Here is a 25,118-nt window from a genome sequence, read left to right on the forward strand (position 1 = left end):
CGCGCGCGCCGTATCTGTCGAAATAATTTGCGATGGAGCGATTTGCATAATCGCCTACACCGCGATTGTCGGTTTCCAGGACATATCTCCCAAAGCGTCGGTCTCGTTCGCATCGTTGATCCTCGCGGGGGCGGCTCATTTCGCCCTCGTCACCCTCGCCGTGCGCGCCGTCATGCACACGCCCTGGCATTTCTGGCTGCGCTATCGCGCGGCTCGGGCGCATGGGTTCTCCTGGCGGCGGACCTATGGCTGGCTGGCGGGGACCTATGCGCTCGCCTATCTCGTCGGGATCGGCGCGACAGGCGGGGTCTTGTGGGAATCCCTGATCGAGCAGCCGGTGCGTATCGTCCTCCCCTCGCTCGCCGCCTGCCTCGCCGCGCCGTACCTCACCTACAAGCTGCTCGGCGAGACGATCGATACGCTGGCGGCGCAGGGTCGTTCCTCGGACGACGCCAAGCGATGAGCGCTGCGCCGCGCAGCGCGCGCAGTCCATCGGCAGAGCGCGACCCGGGTTTGCTCGACCACGTGACCCGCCAATGGGCGCGCGCCTATCCGGGCGTGAGCGTGCACACCGGGTTCAAGCGGCCCGACCCGCGTCCCGTTATCCGGCCGGTCGACGTGGAGCCCTGGCCGCCGCAGCCGCCTCAGGCGACCGCCCTGGAGCGCCGCTGGGACGACCCAGCCGCGACGGGACGGACTTGGGAGCGGCGGCCGTATGGCCGGGAGGAAGCGCCCGTCTACCTGACCGAGCTGGACTCGCGCGCTGAGACCGACGCCTCCCGACCCGAGCGCACCGACCCGGCGGGGAATGCGGAGACCGGCGGTAAGCCGGGCTCGACGTCGCACCCCGCCCCGAGAGATGACGGCGGCGACGGCCGCTTCCCCTGGAAGCTCCACGATCCCGACACCGGCGCGCCCTCGACCGTCGATCCGTCGAGCGGTGAAGACCTCGGCTGGCCGGAAAAACGGTTCGATCCCGAGCATGGCACGATCCTGACCGACCCGCGCACAGGCGAGCCGGTGCGCGACCCGGACGGCGCTCCTTACGCCAGCGCGCCCGAGGCGCAAGCCCGCCTGCGCGAGCGCCTCGACGGTCTTCTGGAGACGCCGCCGGATCAAATGACGGACGATCAGCTGGACGCCCTCCACGAGGCGCTGACCGTGCAGCAACTGCTGTTCCACGGGCCGCCGGGGGTGGAGGGCGTCTCGGATCGAACCGATAGGTTCGAGCATGGGGATATCAGTCGACCGCGCCTCGATGCGCCTTCTGCACCCCAGCGTGAGGAAGAGAACGAGCCTGACCCTGAGCTAAACACACCGGAAGAAACGCCGGACGACCCGCGCGCGCCGCCGCCTTTGGTCCCCTTGCCGGACGGACAGCGGCCGAGAAAGCCCGCACCCGGTCGGCGGCCTGCGCTGCAGCCCGGCGGCGGCGACGCCCAAACCGCCTTTGGTCGGCGACTTCTGAAATGGTTGCGAGAGCAAGGATTTTTGGACGGTGAAGAACCGTCTCGCGGCGACAAGTCCTCAGGTAGAGGGCGTCGTGGGCGCTAAAGCGTGCGTCTCATTGCGGCGTCCGAGCGTTCTCCTCGCCTCGCTTGTCGGGGCGGGGATCGCGCTCGGCGTTGCGCTTTATCATCAATCGACGCCCGAGACGGCCAGGCATGCCGGACCCGAAGCGCTTATCGATCGGTTCGAAAAGGTGGCGTTCCGAGACGACGTTACGCCTGAAACTGAGCGTGAGTTGTTTCGTCATCGTCTGACGAGATGGGAGTACCCGCTTCGCCTGGGGTTTTCCAACGTTGCTTCAGAGGTTCGCGGCCAGGCCGCAAACTTCACGCAAGAATTGGAAAAGCTGATCGGAAGGCGCGTGTGGATTGTTTCCCCAGCTTCGATAACATCTCCAAACATTAGGATAGTGCTTCCATCAAAAAAGGAATACGAACATAAATTTTTTTTATTAAAAGAGAAAAACATCCTAAGAAGAGGTATCGAGCACTACGCGTGCTTTGTAAACTTTGTCAAAAACAAAAAAGAGTATCATCCAAGAATCGATGTGGTCTTTAGCCCGCTGGCAGAAGATTCTGATTATCTTAACTGCATATTGGAAGAAATTATTCAAAGTTTGGGTCTGATGGGCGACACAGTGCAAGATTTTGACTCGCTTTTTGTCGAGCACCGTGCTCTGCGCCTCGACTTCCCGCTGAACGACAAGATTCTGCTGCGTACGCTGTATGATCCGAGGCTGAGCGACGGCATGCCGCGGGAGCAGGCGATGATCCGGGTGCGCGAGATCATTCCCGAGCTGCTCGCCGCCTATGAGGCGGAAGGACTGGAGGGTCTTTACCAGCCGCTGCGCGATCCGAGCTGGTGAAGATGGAGGCCTCGCGGCGGATGGACGAGATCCTGCAGGAAGAAGACGGCGCCGTGCGCTCGCACTGGTTCGGCGCGGCGGCGGACGTCACCTCGCTTAACTCTCTGGGCGCGCTCGACAGTCCGGCCGGCGAATTGGTCGACGAGCGCGCGGCGTCGGTGATGCGCGCGGTCCATCACAAGTTGGCGCCGGAGAATTTCGCGCTGTTCGACACCCTCAGGACGGGAGAGCTTCCCGACGATCTGAAGGGCCTTTCCGGCAAGGCGCTCGACCACGCGCTGGTCGAGCGCGAGCAGGCGCTGGTGCAGAAGCATCTGGACGCCGAGCTCGCACAATTCCCGGAAGCGGAGCGCCCGGAGGTGACGGGAGAGTTGAGCCGGTTGATCAATCTCAGCGGCTTGCAAAAATTCCTTGCAGATGAGCTCGGCGATCCCGGCGTTCGCGGCGCCGTGGAGAAAACCTTCGCTGACGGCGGTTTTGATTTCTCCAAACAATCCCACCGTGAAGCGCTTGGCAAGGCGATGATTGACCTTCGGTACGAGGCTTTGCAATGAGGTCGCGCCACGCACGGTGCGCGCGTGCAATCGGCGTCGAGGCGACTGTCGACGCTCTGCTATGCGTGACTTTCTATTGCTCCATCATCTTTCTCCAAGCACTTGAGGGGCGCGGGGTTGATCCAACAATGCGGAACGCGGACCTGGTCTTGGCGTCCGCGGCCCAGGTCGCCGTCGCCACCCTCGCCGTACGCGCCGTCATGCACACGCCCTGGCATTTCTGGCTGCGGTATCGCGCGGCGCGGGCGCATGGGTTCTCCTGGCGGCGAACCTATGGCTGGCTGGCGGGGACCTATGCGCTCGCCTACCTCGTCGGGATCGGCGCGACGGGCGGGGTCTTGTGGGAATCCCTGATCGAGCAGCCGGTGCGCGTGGTCCTACCCTCGCTCGCCGCCTGCCTCGCCGCGCCGTTCCTCACCTACACGCTGCTCGGCGAGACCCTCGATACGCTGGCGGCGCAGGGGCTTTCCTCGGACGACGCCAAGCGATGAGCGCTGCGCCGCGCAGCGCGCGCAGTCGATCGGCGGACCGCCCCCCGGTCTCTTGGACCCCGTGCCCCGCCAATGGCGGCGCGCCTATCCGGGTTTGAGCCTGCAGACGGGCTTTAAGCGCCCCGACCCTCAGCCCGCGATCCGACCGGGCGACGTCGAGCCTTGGTCGCGAGGCGGCGCGTCGATCGACGGTCAGAAGTCGCCCGCGCGGCCGGGCGCGCCGCCCGTCGGCGACGCCCGCAAGGAGCGGCGCGACCAGGCCTTGAGGCCCCCGCGGGCGGCGGATCACTCCGCCGCCGCGCGGTAATCCTCCATCGGCGGGCAGGTGCAGATGAGGTTGCGGTCGCCCGCGACGTTGTCGACGCGCGCGACGGGCGGCCAGAACTTGTCCTCGCGGATCTGCTTCAGCGGAAAGAAGGCGGCTTCCTTGCTGTAGGGTCGCTCCCAGGCCTCGGCGGTCAGCAGATGGTGGGTGTGGGGCGCGTTCTTCAGGAGGTTGTTCTCGCGATCGGCATCGCCGCGCTCGATCGCCGCGATCTCTTCGCGGATCTGGATCATCGCGTCGCAGAAGCGGTCCAGCTCGCGTTTGCTCTCGCTCTCCGTGGGCTCGATCATCAGCGTGCCGGGGACGGGCCAGGACATGGTCGGCGCGTGGAAGCCGAAATCGACCAGCCGCTTGGCGATGTCCTCCACGGTGACGCCCGCCGTCTCCTCGAACGGCCGGCAGTCGAGGATGCATTCGTGCGCGACCAACCCGTTGCGCCCGGTGTAGAGCACCTTGAAGTGGTCGCCGAGCCGCGTCGCCATGTAGTTGGCGTTCAAGATCGCGACCTGGGTCGCGCGCTTGAGACCGCGCGGCCCCATCATCCGGATATAGGCCCAGCTGATCGGCAGGATCGAGGCGGAGCCGTAAGGCGCGGCCGAGACCGGGCCGACCGGCTGGCCTTCATGGGCCGCCGGGTTGACGCCGTCGACCAGCGGATGCTCCGGCAGGAAGGGCGCGAGGTGGCGTTTCACTCCGATCGGGCCCATGCCCGGCCCGCCGCCGCCGTGCGGGATGCAGAAGGTCTTGTGCAGGTTCAAGTGGCTGACGTCGGCCCCGAAATCGCCCGGCCGGCAGATCCCCACCATGGCGTTGAGGTTGGCGCCGTCGACATAGACCTGACCGCCGTGCGCGTGGACGATGTCGCAGATCTCGGAGACCTTCTCCTCGAACACGCCGTGGGTGGAGGGGTAGGTGATCATGATGGCGGCGAGATCGTCGGCGTGCTTCTCCGCCTTGGTCTTGAGGTCCGCGACGTCGACATTGCCCTGATGGTCGCACTCGACGACCACCACCTCGAGGCCCGCCATCACGGCGCTGGCCGGGTTGGTGCCGTGGGCGGAGGAGGGGATCAGGCAGATCTTGCGATGTCCCTCGCCGCGGCTTGCGTGATACTGGCGGATCACCAGCAGGCCGGTGTACTCCCCCTGGCTGCCGGCGTTGGGCATGAAGCTGATCGCCTCATAGCCGGTGATGTCGGCGAGCCACGCTTCCAGCTCTTCCAACAGCTGCTGATAGCCCTGCGCCTGGTCGAGCGGCGCGAAGGGATGGAGATGGGCGAACTCCCGCCAGGTGACCGGGATCATTTCGGTCGCGGCGTTGAGCTTCATGGTGCAGGAGCCGAGCGGAATCATCGCCCGGTCGAGCGCCACGTCCTTCGCCTGCAGCCAGCGCAGATAGCGCATCATCTCGGTCTCGGAGTGGTAGGATCGGAAGACCTCATGCGTCAGGATCTCGCCGCGGCGGACCAGCTTGCCCGGGATGGTGCCGCCGACCTCGCGATCGAGACCCTCGACCGAGAGCGCCGCGCCGGCCTTCGGCGAGAAGACGCGAAACAGCGTCTGCAGGTCCTCGCGCTTCGTCGTCTCGTCGACGCTGATCCCCAAATGGTCGGGATCGTAGACGCGCAGATTGATGCGGCTCTCCCGCGCGCGGGCGGCGAGCTTGTGCGCCTGGCCCGGGACCGACAGCTTGATCGTGTCGTAGAAGCAGTCGTGCACGACGCCGTGACCCAGCCGGCGCAGCCCCTCGGCGATGATCTCCGCCTTGCGGTGGATGCGCCCGGAGATGCGATTGAGCCCCTCCGGCCCGTGATAGACCGCGTAGCAGCCGGCGATGACCGCCAGCAGCACCTGGGCGGTGCAGATGTTGCTGGTCGCCTTGTCGCGGCGGATATGCTGTTCGCGCGTCTGCAAGGCCATGCGCAGCGCCGGGCGGCCTTCGGCGTCGACCGAGACGCCGATGATCCGGCCGGGGGTCGAGCGCTTGTACTCCTCTCGCGTCGCAAAGAAGGCGGCGTGCGGGCCGCCATAGCCCATCGGAACGCCGAAGCGCTGGGCCGAGCCGACGACGACGTCGGCGCCCATCGCGCCGGGCGACTTGGTCAGCACCAGCGCCATCGGGTCGGTCGCGACGATCGCCAGTCCGCCCTTGGCGTGGATCGCCGCGATCGGGCCGGAGACGTCGCGCAGCCGTCCGGAGGTTCCAGGGTTCTGCACCAGCAGCCCGAAAAGCTCGCCCTCGGCCTCCAGATCCGTTTCGGCGTCGCCGATTACGATCTGCAGGCCGAGATGCGCCGCGCGGGTCTTCAGCACCGCCAGCGTCTGGGGATGGACGTCCGCGTCGACGAAGAAGCGCTCGGCCTTGTTCTTGCGGTTGGCGCGCTTGACCATCGCCATGGCTTCCGCCGCGGCCGTCGCCTCGTCCAGCAGCGAGGCGTTGGCGAGCTCCATCCCCGTGAGATCGACGACCATCTGCTGGAAGTTCAGCAACGCCTCCAACCGGCCTTGGCTGACCTCCGCCTGATAGGGGGTGTAGGCCGTGTACCAGCCGGGATTCTCCAGCACGTTGCGCAGGATGACCGGCGGCGTGATCGTGCCGTGATAGCCCGCCCCGATCATCGAGACGAAGACCTTGTTGCGCCGGGCCATGGCGCGCAGCGCCGATTGGGTCTGGCGCTCGCTGATCGAGTCCGGGACCGACAGCTCCTGCGTCTGCCGGATCGACTTCGGCACGGCGGCGTCGGTCAATTGGTCTAGGTCCGCGACTCCGTCCGCCGCCAGCGTCGCCAGCATCGCCGAGACTTCGTCCTCGGTCGGTCCGATGTGCCGGCGCAGGAAGTCGTCCCGCACCTCCAGCGCCTCCAGGGTCAGACGCTCGCCGTGCTGCCAATCGATGCTCATCTTTTTCTTCCCCAAAGGCTGGAAATGCGGCCGCGACGGCCGGACGGCTCAGTCCTGATCTTTGCAGAACTTCTTGTAGGCGGCGGCGTCCATCAGATCGTCGAGCTCCCCGGGATCGGAGAGCTTGATCTTGAAGAACCACGCGCCGTCCTCCGGCTCCTCGTTGACCAAGCCCGGATTATCGGCGAGCTCTTCATTGACGTCGCTCACCTCGCCGCTGACGGGACTGTAGATCTCGCTCGCGGCCTTGACGCTTTCGACCACGCCGGCCTCGTCGCCTTGGTCGAGGGCCGCGCCGACTTCCGGCGTCTCGACGAAGACGACGTCGCCGAGCTGTTCCTGGGCGTAATTCGTGATTCCGACGACGCCGACGTCGCCCTCGACCTCGATCCACTCGTGATCTTCGCTGAAATAGATTTGGCTCATCGCCTTGCGTTCCCCCTAGTTGCTCGTCATCCGCGATAGAAGTTGGCGGGCGTGAAGGGCAGGCGGCGCACCTCGGCCGGCAGCGCTTTGCCGCGTACGCTGAGGCCGACCCGCGTGCCGGGCGCCGCAAAGGCGCTCGGCACATAGCCCATGGCGACCGGCCCGCCGACGGTGGGGCCGAAGCCGCCGCTCGTCACCTCACCCAGTCTTTCGCCCGATTCGCTCTGGATTTCGACGCCTTCGCGCGCCGGCGCGCGGCCGTCAGGGCGGATCCCGACCCGTTTCCTGGCCGGCCCTTCGGCCAATTGCCGCTGGACGGTCTCGGCCCCGGGAAAGCCGCCTTCGGCCCGTCGGCGCTTGCCTATCGACCAGGCGAGCCCGGCCTCGACCGGCGTTGTGGTCTCGTCGATGTCGTGACCGTAAAGGCACAGCCCGGCCTCGAGCCGCAACGAATCGCGCGCGCCGAGCCCGATCGGTTTCACCGTCTGGCGCGCCAACAGCGCCTCGCTCAGGGCTTCCGCGCCGTCGGCGGGGCAGGAGATCTCATAGCCGTCCTCGCCGGTGTAGCCCGACCGGCTGAGCCAACAGACCGCGCCGTCGAACCGGGCGAGCGTTTGGCTCATGAAGGGGCGGGCAAGCAGCGCCTGATCGTCGAAGACGGCGGCGACGGCGGCCGCGGCCTCCGGTCCCTGGACCGCGATCAGCGCGCGATCCTCCAGACGCTCGACCCGGGCGCGTCCGGCGAGTCGGGCTTCCAGATGCGCGAAGTCGGCGTCTTTGCAGGCGGCGTTCACGACGAGATACAGCCGCTCGCGCCCGAGATCCGCGAGCGGGCGGGTGACCATCAGGTCGTCCAGGATCCCGCCGCGCTCATTGGTGAATTGCGTGTAACGCTGGCGGCCGGCCTCGAGCGCCTGCAATTCCGCAGGGACCAACTCCTCCAACAGCGCGGCCGGGTCCGATCCGTCCTCCGCAATCAGAAAGGCCTGACCCATGTGGGAGACGTCGAACAGCCCGGCGGCCGCGCGGGTGTGCTGATGCTCTTTCAGGACGCCGTCCGGGTACTGGACGGGCATGGAGTAGCCGGCGAACGGCACCATTTTCGCGCCGAGCCGCTCGTGCAGCGGGGCGAGCGGCGTTTCCGCCAGGCTTCGCGTCTTGGATGCGTCGGCCGCCATGCTCGCTCCCGTTCGTCGCCTCGTCAAACAGGGCGCCGCACGGGGCGGGGACGGCGATTCCCGTCCCGACTGTGCGCGGGCGCCCCTCCGGCCAAGCCGGATGGAACGCCCCTTCTGTCGAAAACCTGAGAGTGTCGCCCGACCCCGCGTCAGCCTGCGCGCGGGTCGGGTTTTCCCCGTCGGTGGAGCGCCGCCAGACGGCGGCGCCCGCTTTCCAGAACGCCCGAAATGCGCTGTCGCGGTCCTTTCGCCTGAGAGATTCCGGGGCGGTTGCTCCTTCGGCGGCGTCTGCGGCCGCCCGGCATTCGGGCGGTCCGACGCTCTCTCCCTCGACGGCGGCGCGGGCTATGTCGCCGCCAAGGCTACACGAGGCGGCGGGCTAGTCAACGGGGCCGAACCGCAAATCGGCCCGGCGCGACGGCCGGGCCGAGTCTCCGGTCTCCGCCGCCAGCGCGGATCACTGCAACAGGCTGCGCAGCATCCAGGCGGTCTTCTCGTGCAACTGCATGCGCTGGGTCAGGAGATCCGCCGTCGGCTCGTCGCCGGCCTTCTCCGCGGCGGGGAAGACCTCGCGGGCCGTGCGGGCGACGGTCTCATGGCCCTTCACAAGCTGACGGATCATGTCCTGCGCCGTCGGCACGCCGGTCTCCTCTTCGATCGAGGTCAGCTCGGCGAACGCCTTGTAGGAACCCGGCGCATAGGCGCCCAGCGCGCGGATGCGCTCGGCCACCTCGTCGACCGCGGTCGACAGTTCGGTGTACTGCTCCTCGAACATGGCGTGCAGCGTGTGGAACATCGGGCCGGTGACGTTCCAGTGGAAATTGTGCGTCTTGACGTAAAGCGTGTAGCTGTCGGCCAGCACGCGCGCCAGACCGTGCGCGATTTCCTGGCGCCCGTCCGCGTCGATTCCGATGTCGATGTCCGTCTCCAATTGGGCCATTACGGGTCTCCTTATCATCCGATGGTTAGATCTGCGTCGATATCGGCCGAAAGGTCGCCTCTATCGTCCTCTCTAGTTTGATAGATAAACTTTAAATCAGGAGGTTCAAGCAGTTTTTGGAATAATTCTAAAAAAGAATTCGGATACGAAAACGCCCCCGAACCCCGATCGCTGCGCAACCGGTCTCCGGGGGCGGTTTTCAATCCGCTCGGGCCGCGCCGCGGCGCAGCGCGGCGCCTCAGGCCGCGGCGCGAACTTCGGCGAGCGCCGGCGTGGCGGGGCCGAACAACGCCTCATGCGCCTTCGGGTCGTAGAACTTCAGGCACAGCGCCGCGAAATCAGGCGCCGACATCGCGAACTGGCGCGCGAAGCTGAGGTAAAGGCTGGACGGGATCGGGCGTCGGCCGGCCTCGACCTCCTCAATCCAGCGGGCGGAGGGGGCGCCGACCTGTTCGGCCAACTCGGCCGGGGTCAACATTTGATCGCGACGCAGGCCGGTCAGCCAGCGACCGCCGTCGATCCAGGGGCTGCGGGTCTCCATCATATCGGTCGTCATCTCTTCTTCCATCCTTCGATCTTGCGCCGCGTCGTCCCGATCGTCGGGGCGCGGTCGTCTAGGCCAAACACGTCGACGGCGGCTTTTCCCAAACCGCAGCCGCACCGCGAATGTAACCGGGCTTAACGGGCGACCGGCGCGACGCGCCGCGTCTCTAACCGTCACATTATTGCAATGCAGCATAAGCGGTCGTGCAAACTCCGAAGGCCAGCCATGCATATGCCGAAAGGCTGCTTAGGGTCTGCATGCGCGCCCGTCATATCTGGATACGCAGGGCGGCAATGTCCGGATCATTCCTAGGGTTGACCGGGCGACCGGCTTCGCGCTCTGCTGATCGTCGCGATGATCATCAACCGAGAGCCCGAGCCCGCTCATTGGCGGGAGGTCGGCGGGGGCGGCAGGCCGCCGCCGGGCCTGGGTTTGCGCCTCGCCGCGCCGCTCGCGATGGCGGGGCTGGCTTGGATCGTCGCCTATTTCGCCTTCGACTGGTGGATCGCCAAGCGCATTGCGCTCGGGCCGGCCGGTCCGATGTTGGGCGATTACGTTCACGCCGACACCGCGGGCGCCTTGGCGGCCTGGACGGCGGGTGCGGTCGCGCTTCTCGGCCTGATGAGCGACCGGCGCTGCCTCGCCTGGACGCGCAGCTTCGCCTGGCCGGTGCTGACCGCGGCGCGCCGCCGGGGGCTGGCGGCGGCGGCGCGGGACGTGGCGGCCGTCACGCTCGTCTGTCTGGTGATCTTCGCGATGGAGGTCGTGTGGCTAAAACGTCTGCTGGCCGCGGAGGCGGAGGCGATCGTCGCCTTCGTTCCCTGCGCCGAAGGCTACGCCTGCGCCCAGGCCTACCGCGGCTATTTCGACGCATTGGGCGGGCCGGTCGGCTTGTTCCTCGCCGTCCACGTGGCCTTGTTCGCACTCTTGGGCCTCGTGATCGGCTGGCGCGCGCGCCGCTCGGAGGCCTTGGCCGGGCTGTTCTTCTCCACCCCGCACGGGATCTTCCTGTTCCACCGGCTCGACGCTTTCGCGGTGGTGTTGCTGGCGCAGGTGAGCCTGCTGATCGCGCTCGACGTCAACATGGAGCGTGCGGTCATGCTGCATGCGGACCGGTTGCTCAGCACGGCCGACAGCGCGACGCCGACATTGTCGGCGATGTTCGCGGGCCTGGGGGACAACCCGCTGTTCGCGGGCGTCTTCCTGAGCGGGCTGATCTGCGCGCTGGGGGCGTACGCCGGCGCTTTCGTGCGCCTCGCCTCGCCGTTTCACTCGTTGTTGGAGGCCCAACGGGCGATGGCGCGCCTGAAAATGTGAGCGGCGCGTGACCTGTTTGTGAGCGGCGCCCCCTCGCGTTCGCCGGCCGAAACCCTTACCCTGATGACGACCGCAACCATCGGGCGCGGCCGCGGCGCCGGCGCCGGGAGAGCAGACCATGCAGGGACAAACCGATCCGCGCGGCGCGCCGCTCAGCACCGCCGATCCGGAGAACGTCGCGGCGTTGGAGCGCGCGCACGCCATGGCCCTCGGCTTCGAAGGGGATCCGATCGCGGAGATCGACGCCGCGCTGGCGCGCTCTCCCGACTTCGTGATGGGCTGGCTGTTCAAGGCCGGCATGCTGACCCAGGCCATGGAGACCCGCGTCTACCGACCGATGAAGGCCGCGCTGGAGCGCGCCGAGGCGCTCGTCGCGCGCGCCAACGAGCGCGAACGGGGCCATATGGCCGCCGTGCGCGCCTGGGTCGACGGCGATTTCAGCCGCGCCTGCGCAGAATGGGACCGCGTGCTGGTCGATCATCCGCGCGATCTCCTCGCCCTCCAACTGGCCCACCTCTCGGACGTGCTGTTGGGCGATACGGTCAATCAGCGCGACCGCATCGCCCGCGTTCTGCCGGAATGGCACGAGGGCGCGCCCGGCTACGGCTGGGTTCTCGGCTTCTACGCCTTCGGGCTTGAGGAGAACCGCGACTTCGGCCGGGCCGAGGAGATGGGCCGGCGCGCCGTCGCCCTTAATCCCAAAGACGCCTACGCGATCCACGCGGTCGCGCACGTCCATGAGATGACCGGCAGGCAGGAGGGCGGGATCTGGTGGATGACCAGCCGCCGGGACGACTGGGAGCACGGCAATTTCGCCAATCACCTGTGGTGGCACCTGTCGCTGTTCCATCTGGACGTCGGCGAGATCGACCGGGTGTTCGATATCTACGACCGGTATTTGCGCGGCGGTCCGGGCGCCGAAAACAAGTATCAGGAGCTGGATTCGGCCGCGCTCCTCTGGCGCCTTGCGCTGTACGGCGAGGACGTCGGCCCGCGTTGGTCGGAATTGTCCGAGAAATGGGCGCCCTCGGCGACCGACAGTCTCTACGCCTTCAACGACGTGCATGCGATGATGACCTTCGTCGCCGACGGGCGGGACGATCTGGCGGAGGAGGTGTTGACCGCGGCCGAACGACATGTTCAGGGCGGCGCGGACGACAACGTCGCCATGACCCGCGAGGTGGGGCTGCCGTTCTGCCGCGCGCAACAGGCTTTCGCGCGCGGCGACTACGACGAGGCCGTGGAGCGCCTGCTGCCGATTCGCTACGAGACCCACAAGCTGGGGGGCAGTCACGCGCAGCGCGACGTGATCGCCCTGACGCTGATCGAAGCGGCCCTGCGCGCGGGGCGCTTCGCGCAGGCGCGGGCGTTGTTGAACGAACGCCTCGCCCTCAAGCCGACGAGTCCGCAGAATTGGCGCATGCTGGCGCGCGCCCGGGACGGACTGGGCGACGGCGCCGGCGCGCGCAAGGCGCGGGCGCGGGCGACGAGCCTTTTCTCGGACGGCGTCGGCGCCGCCTAGGCCGCGCCGGTCGGGTTCGCGCTCAATCCGCCGCGTCGGCGTCCAGCGCGCGGCGGCGCCGGTCGTCCTCGTTCGCGGCGCGCCGGCGCCGGTCCGGGCCGGCGTAGCGTCCGAGCCGCACGAAGGGGCGCGGCGCCTCGACGATTGAACGGATGCGGCTGCTGACGCCGCGCGCCGTCGCCGGCTTGGCCAGAAACTCGGTCACGCCGGCGTCGCGCGCCTCGACGATGCGGTGGCGCTCTGTGTGGCCGGTCAGCATGATAATCGGGACCGTCGGATCGCCGCCGCCGCCGCAGGCGCGGAGGCGCCGCACGAAGTCCAGCCCGTCCATCGGCTCCGTCATCCAGTCCGAGATGACGATGTCGACCTCGTTCTCGGCGACGGCGACCAGCCCGTCCGTTCCGTTCGCCGCCTCCACCACACGCCCCGCCCCGAGATCGGCCAGAAGATCGCGGATCAGCCGTTGCATGGGGCTGTCCTCCACGACCAGAAGGAACGTCATGCGGGAGAGGTCGAGCGCCATGAGGTTCGGCTGTCCTTACAATCGCTGCGGCGCCTGCGCGCCCGGCGCGTACGGCGCCTTGGAGGCGGGCCTTCCGCATTAGTGTGCGGTTGAAGTCGTAAAGAAAAGGTTTCCGCGTCGCGCCCGGAATGCGCTCCGATAAATCGATCGGCTGCGCGCCCGGCTTGCCGCCCGGGGCGAAACGCGCTACCCGTGCGCCGGTTTTTCGGGGCCTCCGGGCCGCTTTCTTTCGATTGGGGCGACGAGCCATGCGCGGGGACGCGTCGAAATCCCTGCTGCCCGACGGGCTGCGGGACGTGCTGCCGCCGGATGCGGCGCACGAGGCCGCAACGGTGGGCGGCCTGATCGCGCGCTTTGAGGCCGAGGGCTATCAGCGCGTCGAGCCGCCTCTGGTGGAGTTCGAGGACAGCCTGTTGGACGGGCCGGGCGCGGCCGTCGCTCCGTCGACCTTCCGTCTGATGGATCCGGTCAGCCAGCGCATGATGGGCGTGCGCGCCGATATGACGGTGCAGGTGGCGCGCATCGCGACCAGCAGGCTCGCCCGGCAGGCGCGTCCGGTGCGCCTGTGTTACGCCGGCCCGACGCTGCGCGTGCGCGGCCAGCAGCTGCGCCCCGAGCGTCAGGTGACCCAGGCCGGCTGCGAACTGATCGGGTCCGACGCGGCCGAGGCCGACGCCGAGGCGATCGCTCTGGCCGCGAACGCGCTTGCGGCGGTCGGGTTGAAGCGGCTTTCGGTCGATATCGCGCTGCCGACCTTGGCGCCGGCGTTGTTCGAGACGCTGGGTCTCGACGCCGAGACGCGCGCGGCCGCTCGCTCGGCGTTGGACCGGCGCGACGCCGCCGCCGTGCGCGACCTGGGCGGCGAAGCGGCGCGGGTGCTGGGCGCGTTGCTTGACGCGTCGGGCCGCGCCGGGCCGGCGCTTGAGGGATTGCAAGCGCTCGGCCTGCCTTCGTCGACGGCCGGGGAGATCGATCGTCTGTCCGCCGTGCTGCCGCGCCTCGCCGAGGCTGCGCCGGACCTCTCGGTGACCGTCGATGCGGTCGAGCATCGCGGTTTCGAGTATCAGACGGGTCTCAGCTTCACCTTGTTCGCGAAGGGCGTGCGCGGGGAGCTCGGGCGCGGCGGGCGCTACGCCGCCGGGGCCGGCCCGGACAAGGCCGGCGAAGCGGCGACCGGGTTTTCCTTGTATCTCGATTCGGTGATGCGCGGCGCGCCGGCGCCTAAGCCGGCCGCGCGCTGCTTTCTGCCGACGGCGTCGGCGCTGGAGGTCGGCCCCCGGCTTCGGGCGGCCGGCTGGATCACGGTGGCGGGCCTCGATGCGGGGTCGGACGAGGATCCGGCGCGGCAGGCGCGCCGGCTTGGATGCACCCATTACCTGGACCCAGAGGACGGCCCCGGCGGCGAGCCGCGCGCCCTGGGTTGAGCGAGCGCGCGAACCAGACCCGGCGCGGCCCGCGCCTTTTTTGAGAGAGATGAAGGACGATCCGGTATGACCAACGTGGTGGTGATCGGCGCCCAATGGGGCGATGAGGGCAAGGGCAAGATCGTCGATTGGCTGTCGGAGCGCGCGGACATCGTCGTGCGCTATCAAGGCGGCCACAACGCCGGCCACACGCTCGTGATTGGCGAGAAGACCTTCAAGCTGAGCCTGCTGCCGTCCGGCGTCGTGCGGCCGGGCAAGCTGGGCGTCATCGGCAACGGCGTCGTGATCGATCCGTGGGCCTTGGTCGAGGAAATGGAGCGCATCCGCGCGCAAGGCGTCGAGATCGACCCGTCGAGCCTGGTGATCGCGGAAAACGCGGCGCTGATCCTGCCGGTGCACCGGGCGCTCGACCGCGCGCGCGAGGCGGCGCGCGGCGCCGGCAAGATCGGCACCACCGGCCGCGGCATCGGCCCCGCCTACGAGGACAAGGTCGGCCGGCGCGCAGTGCGCGTGTGCGATCTGGCCGACCCGGCGCTGTTGCGCCAGCGCGTGGCGGATTTGCTGGTCCACCACAACGCCCTGCTCAAGGGCCTGGGCGACCAGCCTGTTTCGGCCGACGATCTGGCGGCCGAGCTGGAATCGATCGCGCCGCAGATCCTGCCCTACGCCGGCGTCGCCTGGCAGGTGTTGAACGAGGCGCGCCGCGCGGGCAAGCGGGTGCTCTTCGAAGGCGCGCAGGGCGTGATGCTGGACGTCGACCACGGGACCTACCCGTTCGTCACCTCGTCGAACACCGGTCCGGGCCAGGCGGCCTCCGGCAGCGGCGCGGGGCCGAAGTCGATCGGCTACGTGCTCGGCATCACCAAGGCTTACACGACCCGCGTCGGCAGCGGTCCGTTCCCGACTGAGCTGGACGACGAGATCGGCCGCACCCTGGGCGAACGGGGCCGAGAGTTCGGCACCGTCACCGGCCGGGCGCGGCGCTGCGGCTGGTTCGACGCGGTGCTGGTGCGCCAGGCGATGAAGGTGGCCGGCGTCGACGGGATCGCGCTCACCAAGCTCGACGTGCTCGACGGGTTGGAGGAGATCAAGATCTGCATCGGCTATGAGATCGACGGCATGACCTACGATCACCTGCCCGCCTCCCAGGCGCTGCAGGCGCGCGCGACGCCGGTCTACGAAACCATGGCCGGCTGGAAGGAGAGCACCTACGGCGCGCGGCGGTGGGCCGATCTGCCCGCAACGGCGATCAAGTACATCCGGCGCATCGAGGAGCTGATCGACACCCCGGTCGCGCTACTCTCGACCAGCCCGGAGCGCGACGACACGATCCGCGTTCGCGACCCGTTCGAGGATTGAGCGCCGCTTGGCGCGCCGCTGCTGGCCACTGCGCAGAATCATGCTAGCCTCGGTGCGGTAACGGTGCGTCCGGCGGCGGGGTCGAGCGGGCGCTTCAGCCATGGGAACCAGGCGGCATGGCGGCGCTCAAAGTCAGCGGCGGCGAGGCGGGGACGGAGGACGGCGAGGTCGAGGGCGGCGTCCCCTCCGGCGGCGGCCCGCTGCTGATCAAGGATCGCTACGAGGTCCATCCCGACCAGCCGATCCCCGAGCTCGACAATCCGCCCGCCGTCGCGGTGCGCGTCACCCACGTTCGCGACAGCGACCGGGCGCTTTACGGGCTGGTGTGCGATCCCAAACTGCCGCCGCGGCTCGACATCGTCTCTTCCGTCCATCGGGTGGATCACCGCAACCTGCAGCGCGTCGTCGATTGGGGCGTCGTCGATTGGCCGGCGGAGCAGCGGCGCTGCCCCGTCGTCGTGATGGAGCGCCCGGCAGGGCGACGGGTTTTCAAAGCCCTGACGGCCGAGATCGCCCCGATGACCGAGGAGCGCGTGACGCGCATCTTTCTGACGCCGATCGTCAACATCTTGCGCGATATGCACGCGCTTGGCGTTTATCACCGCAACATCCGGCCGGATAATCTGTTCTATTTCGACAGCGACGAGCGCGAACTCTATATCGGCGAATGCTTCTCCGCCCAGCCTGGCACGAACCAACCGGCGTTGTTCGAGACGATGGAGTGCGGTCTCGCCGCTCCGGCGGGCCGCGGCGAAGGGTCGGCCGAGCATGACCTGTTCGCCGTCGGCGTCGCCGTGGTGGCGTTGTTGACCGGCAAGACGCCGCTCGCCGGCCTGTCGGACGAGGACGTGATGGCGCGCCGGCTCAATGTCGGCTCCTACGCGGCCCTGGTGCAGAACCAACGCATCTCGCTCACCATGATGGAGCCCTTGCGCGGCCTCTTGAACGACGATCCGAAGGAGCGGTGGACGCTGGAGGATCTGTCGATGTGGCTCAACGGCCGGCGGCTGTCCCCGAAGCAGCAGGTCATGCCGACCAAGGCGTCGCGCGGCTTCACCTTTGGCGGGCGCGATTACTTCACCGCCCGAGAGCTGGCCCACGCCCTGCACCGCAACTGGGACGCGGCAGCCGCGCCGATCCGCGACGGCTCGCTCGACACCTGGCTGCGCCGTTCGCTGAGCGAGGACGATCGGGTCGAGGCGGTGAACGAGGCGAAGAGCGGCGTCGGAGAGGGCGACGACGTCGATAAGCTGGTCGCCCGCGTGCTGATCGCGCTCGACCCGGAAGGCCCGATCCGGCTGCGGGACTTCGCCGCGACCATCGAAGGCGTCGGCTCGCTGATCGGGCTTCACGCCCAGGACGGTCAGGCGCGCAACCTCTTCGCCAAGACGATCCAGCTCGGTCTCGGTCAATTCTGGCTGGAGCAGCAGCGCAAGGTCGAGCCCAACCAGCTGCGCTTTCTCACCCGTCTCGACAAGTCGAAGATGGTGATGAATCAGTCGGGTCTCGGCTTCGGGGTGGAGCGGGTGGCCTACGATCTGAACCCCAATCTGCCCTGCCAGTCGCCGTTGTTCGAGCGGGACTACATCGCCACCATCGAGCATCTGTTGCCCGCCTTCGAACGCCTGGCGAAGCGGCGCGGCGGGGCGGAGGAGCGCCCGCGCCGCCTGATCGACCGCGACGTCGCCGCCTACGTCATGGTGCATTACAAGCGCCCCAGCGGCTCCGAGCTTCGCGACATCGAGCGCGAGGGCGACGAGCCGGCCGGCCGAATCGCGCAAATCCGTCTGCTCGCCAACATCCAAGACTACCTGCACAAGAAGGGTGAGTTTCCCGCTCTGTGCGCCATGGCGGCGACGATTCTTGAGCCGTCTATCGAGCGATTCCACAGCCGCCAACGCCGCAAGAAGGTGACGGACCGGCTGCGCAAGGCGGCCAAGGGCGGCCGGCTTTCCGATCTGTTGGAGGTGGTCGACGACCAGTCGGAGGTGAAGGCGGACGCGAACAATTTCGCCGGCGCGGTGCGCGATTACAGCCAATCGGTGGAGCAGACCATCGCCGCCAAGCGCGACATCAAGAACCGTCAGCAACTCGCGCGCGAGATCGGCGGGCAATTGGCCAGCACGTTCTCCGCTTTGGGGGCCACCGTCTCGGCGCTCATCACCTTCATCGTGTGGTGGTTCTGATGGCGAAGAAGCCTAAACAGGGGGCCTCGGGCGGCGAGGCGGCCGCTAAGGCGAAGCGCGCGTCGGGCGGCGCGCGCGCGTTGTCGCTCGTCATCGCCGTGGTGCTGGTGACGCTTTTCTTCGACAGCGTGATGGTGTTGGCCGGCGGCATGATCCCTACGGGCGTCGCCTATCTGGTCGATCGGCACCCCCGCAAGTACGCGGCCAGGACGGTCGGCTGGATGAACCTTGCGGGCTGTTTGATCGTGGTGCTCGATCTTTGGGACGGCGGCGGCTCGATCGAGGCGGCGTTCGAACTGCTGATGGATCCGATCAACTGGACCATCATGTTCGGTTCGGCCGCGTTCGGATGGATCATCTATTTCGCGCTCCCTCCGATCGTGGGCGGCTATTTGCAACTCTCGCAAGAGATGAAGCTGAAGGAGCTCGCGAAGACCCAGAAGACGCTTGAAAAAGAATGGGGCAAGGAGGTTCGGCGCGATGCGGACCTCGACCGGCTGGAGGCGGTGGAGGACGAACTGGCCGCCCAAGCCGACCGTGAGACGAGCCGTGCAGGCGCCGGCGGCGCGGCGGGGGGCGACGGTCAGTCGACCGAAGCCGGGCGACCGGACGACGAGCCGGAGCCCGAGCCGGAAGAGGATCTGTCGGACACGCCGGCCGGCCGGCCGATCGGCGGGCGGCGCTCAGCCAGCGGGTGAGCGCTCGAAGGGCGCTCAGACCGCCTGCAGCTTCCGCTCGACCGCCAGATTTTTCATGGATTTCTGAAGCTTCTCGAAGGCGCGCACCTCGATCTGCCGCACCCGCTCGCGGCTGATCGCGTATTCCTGGCTCAGCTCCTCGAGGGTCTTGGGCTCGTCTTTCAGGCGCCGCTCGGTCAGGATGCGACGCTCCCGATCGTTCAGCGTCTTCATCGCGTCCTGCAGCATATCGCGGCGGATGGACAGCTCCTCGCTGTTGGCGATCGTGGTCTCGTGACTTTCGGAATCGTCCTCCAGCCAATCCTGCCACTCGCCTTCGCCGTCGGCGCGCAAGGGCGCGTTCAGCGAATTGTCGCCGCCCGCCAGACGGCGATTCATCGAGATCACGTCCTGCTCCGGGACGTCTAATTCGTCCGAGATGTGTTTGACATGCTCAGGCGACAGGTCCCCTTCCTCGAAGGCCTGCAGACGACCCTTGATCTTGCGCAGGTTGAAGAAAAGCTTCTTCTGCGCTGCGGTCGTGCCCATTTTGACGAGCGACCAGGAATGCAGGATGTACTCCTGGATTGCGGCGCGAATCCACCACATGGCGTAGGTCGCCAGGCGGAAGCCGCGGTCGGGGTCGAAGCGCTTGACCGCCTGCATCATGCCCACATTGCCTTCCGAGATCAGCTCGGCCACCGGCAGCCCGTAGCCGCGGTAGCCCATCGCGATCTTGGCGACGAGACGCAAGTGCGAGGTGACGAGCTGATGGGCGGCGTCACGGTCGTCATGCTCCCGCCAACGCTTGGCGAGCATGTACTCCTGATCCGGCTCAAGCATCGGAAATTTCCGAATCTCGTCCAGATAGCGTTGCAGATTGCCTTCCGGCGTCAGTGTCGGAATGCCCTTGGAGCCGTTGCTCATAGACCTCGTCTTCCCCGTGGTCGCAGTCGTCTGATCGAACCCGTCTGGTCGCAGTCTCGACGCCGTCGCGCAGACATCGCTTAAGCTCGAATCAATTGGGCCTTTCGCGCGATTTTTCAAGAGCTTCGCGCGAGCGGTCAGCCTCATGAAACCATCGAATAACGGCCGTTTCAGGGCGCGAGGGCCGCGATCAGGGCGGCCATGTCGGCGGGCAGGGGCGCCTGGAAAGACAACGGCTCGCCGCTCGTCGGGTGCTGAAAGGCGAGCCGCCCGGCGTGCAGCGCCTGACGAGAGAACGCCTCCGCCGCCGCGCGCCCCTTATCGGTCAGCGCCTTGCGCCTGGCCGCCGTGGTTCGCCCATACAGCGGATCGCCGATCAGCGGATGGCCGATATGGGCCAGATGGACGCGGATCTGATGGGTGCGCCCGGTCTCAAGCCGGCAGGCGACGAGGCTCGCCCCGACGCCCAGGGCCTGGATCGTCTCGTAATGGGTGACGGCCGGCTTGCCGGCGCCGGCGCGCACGACGGCCATGCGCTTGCGGTTCGTCGGGTCGCGGCCGATCGGGCCTTCGATTCGGCCCGCCGCAGGGCTGGGGCGTCCCCAGGTCACCGCCAGATAGCGCCGGCCCGCGCTGTGATCCGCGAACTGACGCGACAAGGCCTGGTGCGCTGCGTCCGTCTTGGCGCAGACGATCAATCCGCTTGTGTCCTTGTCCAGCCGATGGACGATCCCGGGCCGCGCCACGCCGCCAATGCCGGAGAGGGCGCCCGCGCAGTGCGCCAACAGCGCGTTGACCAGCGTGCCGTCCGCACTGCCCGGCGCCGGATGGACAGCCATGCCGGCCGGTTTGTCGATCACGATAAGATCCGCGTCCTCATGAACGACCGCCAGCGCGATGGTCTGCGCCTTCGGGACCGCCGGCGCCGGCGGCGGAATATGCACTGCGACCTCGGAGCCGGGTTTGACCGGACATTTCGCCTCGGCTACCGTTTCGCCGTCCACCGTTACGAAACGGCCGAGAATCAGCGTCTTGACCCTGCTGCGCGACAGATCCGCCAACCGATCGGCCAGCCAGCGGTCCAGTCGCGCGCCGGCCGCGTCCTCGCCGACGGAGAACCGCCGCGTCTCGCCGCGGGCGTGGTCGTCGTCTCCCTCGTACGGTTCGGGGTCGGCGGTCACGGGCGGCGGGCTCTTTCCCAAAGCGGCGGAAGGGATGCGCGCATGCAGGCCTTAAAAGGCGTCGTCATCTTTATGGGCGTGCTGCTGATCGGCGGCGTCACGGTTCTGGTGTACTTGATCGCGACCGGCGCGGGCAAGCGCGCGGAAGAGGCGGCGGCGATGCGCGCGCCCGCGTCGATCGGTCTGCAGGCGGGCGAACGTCTGGTGGAGATGCGCCCCGACGGACCGCGGCTTTATCTCCATATCGACGGACCGGACGGCGCGCGCATCCTGGTTCTGGACGCGCAGGACGGCGCGCCGCTCGGCGAGATCGACCTCAACGCGCCGTAGGCCCGGCCGCTGAAAGGGGGCTCACAAAGATGAACTTCTGTTCCGACAACGTAACGGGCGCCGCGCCCGCGATCCTTGAGCATTTGGCGGCGGTCAACGCCGAGCCTGCGATGCCGTACGGCGCGGACCCTGTGACCAAGCGGCTCGAGAGCGCGCTGGCCGCGACGTTCGAGCGGGCCGAGGAGCAGATCGCCAGTTTCCCCGTCGCCACGGGCACGGCGGCGAACGCCCTGATCCTCTCCAGTCTCGTCCCGCCTTACGGCGCGGCGCTGTGCCACCGCGACGCCCACATCAACGTCGACGAGTGCGGCGCGCCCGAGCTCTTCACCAGCGGGGCGAAGCTGATCCCGCTCGACGGCCCGGCGGCGAAGCTGACGCCCGCCGCGGTCGAACAGGCGCTCGCCGGCGATTGGCGCGGCGTCGTCCATCACGCGCAGCCGGCCTGCCTTTCCATCACCAACGTCACCGAGGCCGGCGCCGTCTACACGCCCGACGAGGTCGCGGCGCTGGCCGAGGTCGCGCACGCGCACGGCTTGGCGCTGCATATGGACGGCGCGCGGTTCGCCAACGCGATCGCCGCCGTCGGCTGCACGGCGGCGGAGATGACCTGGAAGGCGGGCGTCGACGCGCTCAGCTTCGGGGCGACCAAGAACGGGGCGATGGCGGCGGAGGCGGCGATCTTCTTCGATCCGGCGCACGCCCGGGATTTCGCCTTCCGGCGCAAGCGCGGCGGGCATCTGTTCTCCAAGATGCGCTTCCTCTCGGCGCAACTCGAGGCCTATCTCGCCGACGGGCTATGGCTCGACAATGCGCGCCACGCCAATGCGATGGCCAAGCGCCTCGCCGACGGCGTGCGCGCCGCCGCGGACGCGCGCCTCGCCGAAGAGCCGGCGGCGAACGAGGTCTTCATCCACCTCGGCGCGGAGACCGCCGCTATGCTGCGCGACGCGGGTTTTCAGTTCTATCCCTGGCCGGCGCTGGGCGCCGACTGCCATCGCTTCGTCACCGCCTGGTCGACTGATCCCGCCGACGTCGACCGGCTGACGGCGGCCGCGCGCGGCCAAGCGGCGGCGTGAGACGGCTTTCTCAATCCGCCGGATAGAATCGGCTTGATCGGCGCCGGGCGAGCGGTTAGAACCCGCGCGCACGTCAAACGACGCCGCTTTGCGCTCCCTTCGTCTAGTGGCCTAGGACGCCGCCCTCTCACGGCGGAAACAGGGGTTCGAGTCCCCTAGGGAGCGCCATTTCCTCGTCAATCCGCATCCGTCCGTCCGGCTTTCGCGCGCCGACGGCAACGCTTTGTTTCCGCGCCGCCCTCTGGACGCGGGCGGTCTGGCGCGCGATCTATCGGCGGACCCAAGGTCCCCTTGCGTGGAGAAAGATCATGCGCCGCGTCACCCGCATCGTCCCCGCCCAGACCACGTCCGACGGGGCGGGCGTCGTCTTGAAGCGATCGATCGGGACGGCGGGGCTGCGTCGGCTCGACCCGTTCTTGATGCTCGACAATTTCGGGACCGCGAACCCGGACGACTACATCGCGGGCTTCCCCGATCATCCGCACCGCGGTTTCGAGACGGTCACCTACATGCTGAAGGGCCTGATGCGCCACCGGGACAACACCGGCGCGGAAGGCCTGCTGAAGCCGGGCGGGGTGCAGTGGATGACCGCGGGGCGGGGCCTGGTCCATTCGGAAATGCCGGAGCAGACCGAGGGCGAGATGAGCGGCTTTCAGCTTTGGGTCAATCTGCCGGCGGCGCAGAAGATGGTCGCGCCGCGCTATCAGGACATCGACCCGGCGGAGATTCCGGAGGTCGAGGCGCAAGGCGGGGTCAAGGTCCGCGTGATCGCCGGGCGTTTCGGCGACGTCGCCGGGCCGGTTTCCGGAATCGCGGTCGAGCCGATTTTCTTCGACGTCGCGATCCCCGCCGGCGGGCGGTTCGAGACGCCGATCCCCGCCGGCCACACCTGCTTCCTCTATCCCTTCGAGGGATCGGTGAAGGTGGGGGAGCGCACCTGCGCCGCCAACGCGCTGGCCGTCCTGGAGGAGGGGGATCGGGTCGCGGTCGACGCGCCGGACGGGGGCCGCTTCATCCTGGTCGCGGGGCGCCCGATCGGCGAACCGGTCGTGCAATACGGGCCCTTCGTGATGACCACCGAGGCCGAAATAAAGCAGGCGATCGAGGATTACCGCGCCGGTCGGTTTTAGCGGCCGCGGCCTAAATTCGAGCTTACCCGCGCGGGATTCGCCCTCTATCCTGGGCGGCCCGGTCGGAAGAGGAGGCGCGCCTTGAGCGTCATCAGCCACATCACGCTTGGGACCAACGATCCGTCGCGCGCGTCGCGGTTTTATGACGCGGTGATCGGCGCGCTCGGCTTCGAGCGCTTGCACAAGCCGCCCGGCAAGCCGCCCGCCTATGAGAAGGGCGGGCCGCCGACGGTCTACCTCTACACGCCCGAGGACGGGCGCCCGGCGACCTGGGGAAACGGCACGCACGTCGCGTTCACAGCCGACAGTCGGGAACAGGTCCGCGCTTTCCACGAGAAGGCGCTCGCCCTCGGGGGCGCCTGCGCGGGGCCGCCTGGGCCTCGGCCCGCCTATGGGCGGAACTATTACGCGGCCTATGTCCGCGACCCCGACGGCAACAAACTGCAGGCGGTCTGCACGCGCGGCTGAGAGGCGCACGCCCCCCTCAAATGGGGGCGGTCGCGGACGGGCGCTGCGCGCTATTCACGTCGGGAGAGGCGGCCCGTCGCGGGCCGCAGCATCGCGAGGGCGACCGATGACCGTCTATCATGGGACCGAGGAGCTGGCCGAACAGGCCTTTGTACAGATCGCGCAGCTGATCGATCGCCTGTTCGCCGCCCAGGAAAACGCGCACGGCGAGCACGCAGCCCCGCAGCGCGAGTCCCGTCCTGATCCGGCCATCGCGACCGGGTGAGCCGACGGGCGGGAAAGCCCTTCGCCCCGCTCCCCTCTCTTGCTAGGCTCGCCTGGCTGGGATGAAACGGGAGCGAGCGATGTCGGGATTGAGCGAGGCGCAGCGCGAGGCCTTTAGGCGCGACGGATATCTGCTGGTCGCGGACGCCGTCGATGCGGATCTGCTGGCCGCGCTGAAGGCCGATTTCGCAGGCTGGACCGCAGAGAGCCTTTCCCATCAGGCGCCCTTCGGCGAGACGATCAACGGCAAGCCGCGCTTCGATCTGGATCCCGATCATTCGCCGGCGCGCTCGGGCCTGCGGCGCGTCAATGCGCCGGTGGAGGTCTCGCACGCCTACTATCGCGCGATGGCGGAAAGCCGGATGACGCGCTTGGTCGCGGATCTGATCGGGCCGAACGTCACGTTCCATCATTCGAAAATCAACGCCAAGCTGCCGGGCGCGAAGACCGAGGTGAAATGGCATCAGGATTTCCTGTTCACCCCGCACTCCAACGACGACGTGGTGACCGCGCTGTTGATGGTCGACGACGTGACGGACGAGAACGGGCCGCTTGAAGTCGTTCCCGGCTCGCATCGCGGCCCGTTGCACGGGCTGTGGCGCGACGGTCGATTCGTCGGGGCGGTGGAGGACGCCGTCGCCGAGGAAGCGGCCGGCCGCGCCGTACGCTGCGCCGGGCCGGCGGGCTCGGTCTGCCTGATGCACACGCGACTTCTGCACGGCAGCGCGCCCAATCTTTCGAGCGCCCCGCGCACCCTGTTCATCTGCGTCTATTCGGCAGAGGACGCCCGGCCGCTCAGCCCCAACCCGATGCCGAACGGCTATGAGGGGCTGCTTGTCGCGGGCGAGCGCACGGGCCGCATCCGCTCCATCCCCTTCGAGATGCAGGCCCCGGAGCTGCCCTCCACCGCGTCCTTCTTCGACCAGCAGACCGCGGTCGAGGCTTAAGCGCGCCCGTCCTCGCCAGCCCGTCCTCGCCAGCCCGTTCCCGCCAGCCCGTTCC

General features: G+C 68.1%; 25 protein-coding genes, 1 tRNA gene and 2 riboswitches. Of the genes, 18 read left to right on the top strand and 8 right to left on the bottom strand.

The features are described from left to right. Positions 1-115 precede the first annotated feature (115 nt). From RIB45_RS03800 to RIB45_RS03820, 5 genes are all read left to right on the top strand, one after another. Positions 116-463 (top strand): hypothetical protein, encoded by a 348-nt coding sequence (locus RIB45_RS03800; RefSeq protein WP_350048892.1) that lies wholly within the window; start codon positions 116-118, stop codon positions 461-463. Further along, complete coding sequence (locus RIB45_RS03805) at positions 460-1,554, top strand: hypothetical protein (protein WP_350048893.1); 1,095 nt, start codon at positions 460-462, stop codon at positions 1,552-1,554. Before RIB45_RS03800 ends, RIB45_RS03805 begins: the two co-directional genes overlap by 4 nt. After that, positions 1,499-2,374: a DUF2927 domain-containing protein gene (locus RIB45_RS03810; protein WP_350048894.1), complete on the top strand. Its 876-nt coding sequence runs from the start codon at positions 1,499-1,501 to the stop codon at positions 2,372-2,374. Before RIB45_RS03805 ends, RIB45_RS03810 begins: the two co-directional genes overlap by 56 nt. A 20-nt stretch (positions 2,375-2,394) precedes the next feature. Continuing rightward, positions 2,395-2,928, top strand: a complete 534-nt coding sequence (locus RIB45_RS03815; RefSeq protein ID WP_350048895.1) for a hypothetical protein — start codon at positions 2,395-2,397, stop codon at positions 2,926-2,928. A 128-nt stretch (positions 2,929-3,056) separates the two neighbouring features. Continuing rightward, a complete protein-coding gene (locus RIB45_RS03820) occupies positions 3,057-3,419 on the top strand; it encodes a hypothetical protein (protein WP_350048896.1) in 363 nt (120 codons plus the stop codon). A gap of 285 nt (positions 3,420-3,704) precedes the next feature. On the opposite strand, the gene gcvP is transcribed toward RIB45_RS03820, so the two are convergent. The 5 genes from gcvP to RIB45_RS03845 all read right to left on the bottom strand — a co-directional run bounded on the left by gcvP (position 3,705) and on the right by RIB45_RS03845 (position 9,744). Further along, complete coding sequence (gcvP, locus tag RIB45_RS03825) at positions 3,705-6,644, bottom strand: aminomethyl-transferring glycine dehydrogenase (RefSeq protein ID WP_350048897.1); 2,940 nt, start codon at positions 6,642-6,644, stop codon at positions 3,705-3,707. A gap of 48 nt (positions 6,645-6,692) precedes the next feature. After that, a complete protein-coding gene (gcvH, locus tag RIB45_RS03830; RefSeq protein ID WP_350048898.1) occupies positions 6,693-7,070 on the bottom strand; it encodes a glycine cleavage system protein GcvH in 378 nt (125 codons plus the stop codon). Positions 7,071-7,096: 26 nt separating this feature from the next. After that, positions 7,097-8,248: a glycine cleavage system aminomethyltransferase GcvT gene (gene gcvT / locus RIB45_RS03835; protein ID WP_350048899.1), complete on the bottom strand. Its 1,152-nt coding sequence runs from the start codon at positions 8,246-8,248 to the stop codon at positions 7,097-7,099. 104 nt (positions 8,249-8,352) lie between these two features. Next, positions 8,353-8,476: riboswitch (glycine riboswitch) on the bottom strand. A gap of 7 nt (positions 8,477-8,483) precedes the next feature. After that, positions 8,484-8,582, bottom strand: a riboswitch (glycine riboswitch). Between the two features lie 123 nt (positions 8,583-8,705). Further along, positions 8,706-9,188, bottom strand: coding sequence for a Dps family protein (locus tag RIB45_RS03840; RefSeq protein ID WP_350048900.1), 483 nt, complete (start codon positions 9,186-9,188; stop codon positions 8,706-8,708). A gap of 238 nt (positions 9,189-9,426) precedes the next feature. After that, complete coding sequence (locus tag RIB45_RS03845) at positions 9,427-9,744, bottom strand: hypothetical protein (protein ID WP_350048901.1); 318 nt, start codon at positions 9,742-9,744, stop codon at positions 9,427-9,429. 342 nt (positions 9,745-10,086) lie between these two features. Here RIB45_RS03845 and RIB45_RS03850 point away from each other — a divergent pair, with 342 nt between their 5' ends. Together RIB45_RS03850 and RIB45_RS03855 are read left to right on the top strand one after the other, a co-directional pair. Further along, positions 10,087-11,049 carry a hypothetical protein gene (locus RIB45_RS03850; protein WP_350048902.1) on the top strand — a complete coding sequence of 321 codons (963 nt, stop codon included), beginning with the start codon at positions 10,087-10,089 and terminating at the stop codon, positions 11,047-11,049. Positions 11,050-11,167: 118 nt separating this feature from the next. Then, entirely contained in the window at positions 11,168-12,571 is a 1,404-nt protein-coding gene (locus RIB45_RS03855) for a tetratricopeptide repeat protein (RefSeq protein WP_350048903.1), read from the top strand. Between the two features lie 22 nt (positions 12,572-12,593). Here RIB45_RS03855 and RIB45_RS03860 read toward each other — a convergent pair whose 3' ends face one another. Continuing rightward, on the bottom strand, positions 12,594-13,094 hold the full coding sequence (locus RIB45_RS03860; protein WP_350048904.1) for a response regulator: 501 nt from the start codon (positions 13,092-13,094) through the stop codon (positions 12,594-12,596). A gap of 248 nt (positions 13,095-13,342) precedes the next feature. On the opposite strand from RIB45_RS03860, the gene RIB45_RS03865 reads away from it, so the two are divergent. The 4 genes from RIB45_RS03865 to RIB45_RS03880 all read left to right on the top strand — a co-directional run bounded on the left by RIB45_RS03865 (position 13,343) and on the right by RIB45_RS03880 (position 18,761). After that, positions 13,343-14,518: an ATP phosphoribosyltransferase regulatory subunit gene (locus RIB45_RS03865; RefSeq protein ID WP_350048905.1), complete on the top strand. Its 1,176-nt coding sequence runs from the start codon at positions 13,343-13,345 to the stop codon at positions 14,516-14,518. A gap of 66 nt (positions 14,519-14,584) precedes the next feature. Next, positions 14,585-15,877, top strand: a complete 1,293-nt coding sequence (locus RIB45_RS03870) for an adenylosuccinate synthase (protein WP_350048906.1) — start codon at positions 14,585-14,587, stop codon at positions 15,875-15,877. A gap of 116 nt (positions 15,878-15,993) precedes the next feature. Next, complete coding sequence (locus RIB45_RS03875; protein ID WP_350048907.1) at positions 15,994-18,063, top strand: protein kinase domain-containing protein; 2,070 nt, start codon at positions 15,994-15,996, stop codon at positions 18,061-18,063. Further along, a complete protein-coding gene (locus RIB45_RS03880; protein WP_350048908.1) occupies positions 18,063-18,761 on the top strand; it encodes a hypothetical protein in 699 nt (232 codons plus the stop codon). The genes RIB45_RS03875 and RIB45_RS03880 overlap by 1 nt, the downstream gene beginning before the upstream one ends. A gap of 15 nt (positions 18,762-18,776) precedes the next feature. On the opposite strand, the gene rpoH is transcribed toward RIB45_RS03880, so the two are convergent. Next, positions 18,777-19,667 (bottom strand): RNA polymerase sigma factor RpoH, encoded by an 891-nt coding sequence (rpoH, locus tag RIB45_RS03885; RefSeq protein ID WP_350048909.1) that lies wholly within the window; start codon positions 19,665-19,667, stop codon positions 18,777-18,779. Positions 19,668-19,837: 170 nt separating this feature from the next. Beyond that, positions 19,838-20,848, bottom strand: coding sequence for an RluA family pseudouridine synthase (locus RIB45_RS03890; RefSeq protein ID WP_350048910.1), 1,011 nt, complete (start codon positions 20,846-20,848; stop codon positions 19,838-19,840). Between the two features lie 42 nt (positions 20,849-20,890). Here RIB45_RS03890 and RIB45_RS03895 point away from each other — a divergent pair, with 42 nt between their 5' ends. The 7 genes from RIB45_RS03895 (at position 20,891) to RIB45_RS03925 (ending at position 25,063) form a co-directional block, all read left to right on the top strand. Then, a complete protein-coding gene (locus RIB45_RS03895; RefSeq protein ID WP_350048911.1) occupies positions 20,891-21,178 on the top strand; it encodes a hypothetical protein in 288 nt (95 codons plus the stop codon). Between the two features lie 29 nt (positions 21,179-21,207). After that, positions 21,208-22,254, top strand: coding sequence for a threonine aldolase family protein (locus RIB45_RS03900; RefSeq protein WP_350048912.1), 1,047 nt, complete (start codon positions 21,208-21,210; stop codon positions 22,252-22,254). Positions 22,255-22,346: 92 nt separating this feature from the next. Further along, positions 22,347-22,422: transfer RNA gene (locus RIB45_RS03905), tRNA-Glu, on the top strand. A gap of 140 nt (positions 22,423-22,562) precedes the next feature. Then, entirely contained in the window at positions 22,563-23,384 is an 822-nt protein-coding gene (locus RIB45_RS03910; protein ID WP_350048913.1) for a pirin family protein, read from the top strand. A gap of 81 nt (positions 23,385-23,465) precedes the next feature. Next, the gene (locus RIB45_RS03915) at positions 23,466-23,852 is read left to right on the top strand and encodes a VOC family protein (RefSeq protein WP_350048914.1); all 387 of its coding nucleotides are present in this window, start codon (positions 23,466-23,468) and stop codon (positions 23,850-23,852) included. Positions 23,853-23,958: 106 nt separating this feature from the next. Then, positions 23,959-24,117, top strand: coding sequence for a hypothetical protein (locus RIB45_RS03920; protein WP_350048915.1), 159 nt, complete (start codon positions 23,959-23,961; stop codon positions 24,115-24,117). Positions 24,118-24,196: 79 nt separating this feature from the next. Continuing rightward, positions 24,197-25,063: a phytanoyl-CoA dioxygenase family protein gene (locus RIB45_RS03925; RefSeq protein ID WP_350048916.1), complete on the top strand. Its 867-nt coding sequence runs from the start codon at positions 24,197-24,199 to the stop codon at positions 25,061-25,063. Positions 25,064-25,118 lie beyond the last annotated feature (55 nt).

This window comes from Marivibrio sp. (assembly GCF_040218065.1).
Classification (GTDB): Bacteria; Pseudomonadota; Alphaproteobacteria; order UBA8366; family Aestuariispiraceae; genus Marivibrio.

Excerpts from the sequence above, each read along its gene's own strand:
- RIB45_RS03805 (WP_350048893.1), top strand. The coding sequence starts at position 460 with ATGAGCGCTGCGCCGCGCAGCGCGCGCAGTCCATCGGCAGAGCGCGAC.
- RIB45_RS03815 (WP_350048895.1), top strand. The coding sequence starts at position 2,395 with ATGGACGAGATCCTGCAGGAAGAAGACGGCGCCGTGCGCTCGCACTGG.
- RIB45_RS03820 (WP_350048896.1), top strand. The coding sequence starts at position 3,057 with ATGCGGAACGCGGACCTGGTCTTGGCGTCCGCGGCCCAGGTCGCCGTC.
- gcvP (WP_350048897.1), bottom strand. The coding sequence starts at position 6,644 with ATGAGCATCGATTGGCAGCACGGCGAGCGTCTGACCCTGGAGGCGCTG.
- gcvH (WP_350048898.1), bottom strand. The coding sequence starts at position 7,070 with ATGAGCCAAATCTATTTCAGCGAAGATCACGAGTGGATCGAGGTCGAG.
- gcvT (WP_350048899.1), bottom strand. The coding sequence starts at position 8,248 with ATGGCGGCCGACGCATCCAAGACGCGAAGCCTGGCGGAAACGCCGCTC.
- RIB45_RS03840 (WP_350048900.1), bottom strand. The coding sequence starts at position 9,188 with ATGGCCCAATTGGAGACGGACATCGACATCGGAATCGACGCGGACGGG.
- RIB45_RS03845 (WP_350048901.1), bottom strand. The coding sequence starts at position 9,744 with ATGACGACCGATATGATGGAGACCCGCAGCCCCTGGATCGACGGCGGT.
- RIB45_RS03850 (WP_350048902.1), top strand. The coding sequence starts at position 10,087 with ATGATCATCAACCGAGAGCCCGAGCCCGCTCATTGGCGGGAGGTCGGC.
- RIB45_RS03855 (WP_350048903.1), top strand. The coding sequence starts at position 11,168 with ATGCAGGGACAAACCGATCCGCGCGGCGCGCCGCTCAGCACCGCCGAT.
- RIB45_RS03860 (WP_350048904.1), bottom strand. The coding sequence starts at position 13,094 with ATGGCGCTCGACCTCTCCCGCATGACGTTCCTTCTGGTCGTGGAGGAC.
- RIB45_RS03865 (WP_350048905.1), top strand. The coding sequence starts at position 13,343 with ATGCGCGGGGACGCGTCGAAATCCCTGCTGCCCGACGGGCTGCGGGAC.
- RIB45_RS03870 (WP_350048906.1), top strand. The coding sequence starts at position 14,585 with ATGACCAACGTGGTGGTGATCGGCGCCCAATGGGGCGATGAGGGCAAG.
- RIB45_RS03875 (WP_350048907.1), top strand. The coding sequence starts at position 15,994 with ATGGCGGCGCTCAAAGTCAGCGGCGGCGAGGCGGGGACGGAGGACGGC.
- RIB45_RS03880 (WP_350048908.1), top strand. The coding sequence starts at position 18,063 with ATGGCGAAGAAGCCTAAACAGGGGGCCTCGGGCGGCGAGGCGGCCGCT.
- rpoH (WP_350048909.1), bottom strand. The coding sequence starts at position 19,667 with ATGAGCAACGGCTCCAAGGGCATTCCGACACTGACGCCGGAAGGCAAT.
- RIB45_RS03895 (WP_350048911.1), top strand. The coding sequence starts at position 20,891 with ATGCAGGCCTTAAAAGGCGTCGTCATCTTTATGGGCGTGCTGCTGATC.
- RIB45_RS03900 (WP_350048912.1), top strand. The coding sequence starts at position 21,208 with ATGAACTTCTGTTCCGACAACGTAACGGGCGCCGCGCCCGCGATCCTT.
- RIB45_RS03910 (WP_350048913.1), top strand. The coding sequence starts at position 22,563 with ATGCGCCGCGTCACCCGCATCGTCCCCGCCCAGACCACGTCCGACGGG.
- RIB45_RS03920 (WP_350048915.1), top strand. The coding sequence starts at position 23,959 with ATGACCGTCTATCATGGGACCGAGGAGCTGGCCGAACAGGCCTTTGTA.
- RIB45_RS03925 (WP_350048916.1), top strand. The coding sequence starts at position 24,197 with ATGTCGGGATTGAGCGAGGCGCAGCGCGAGGCCTTTAGGCGCGACGGA.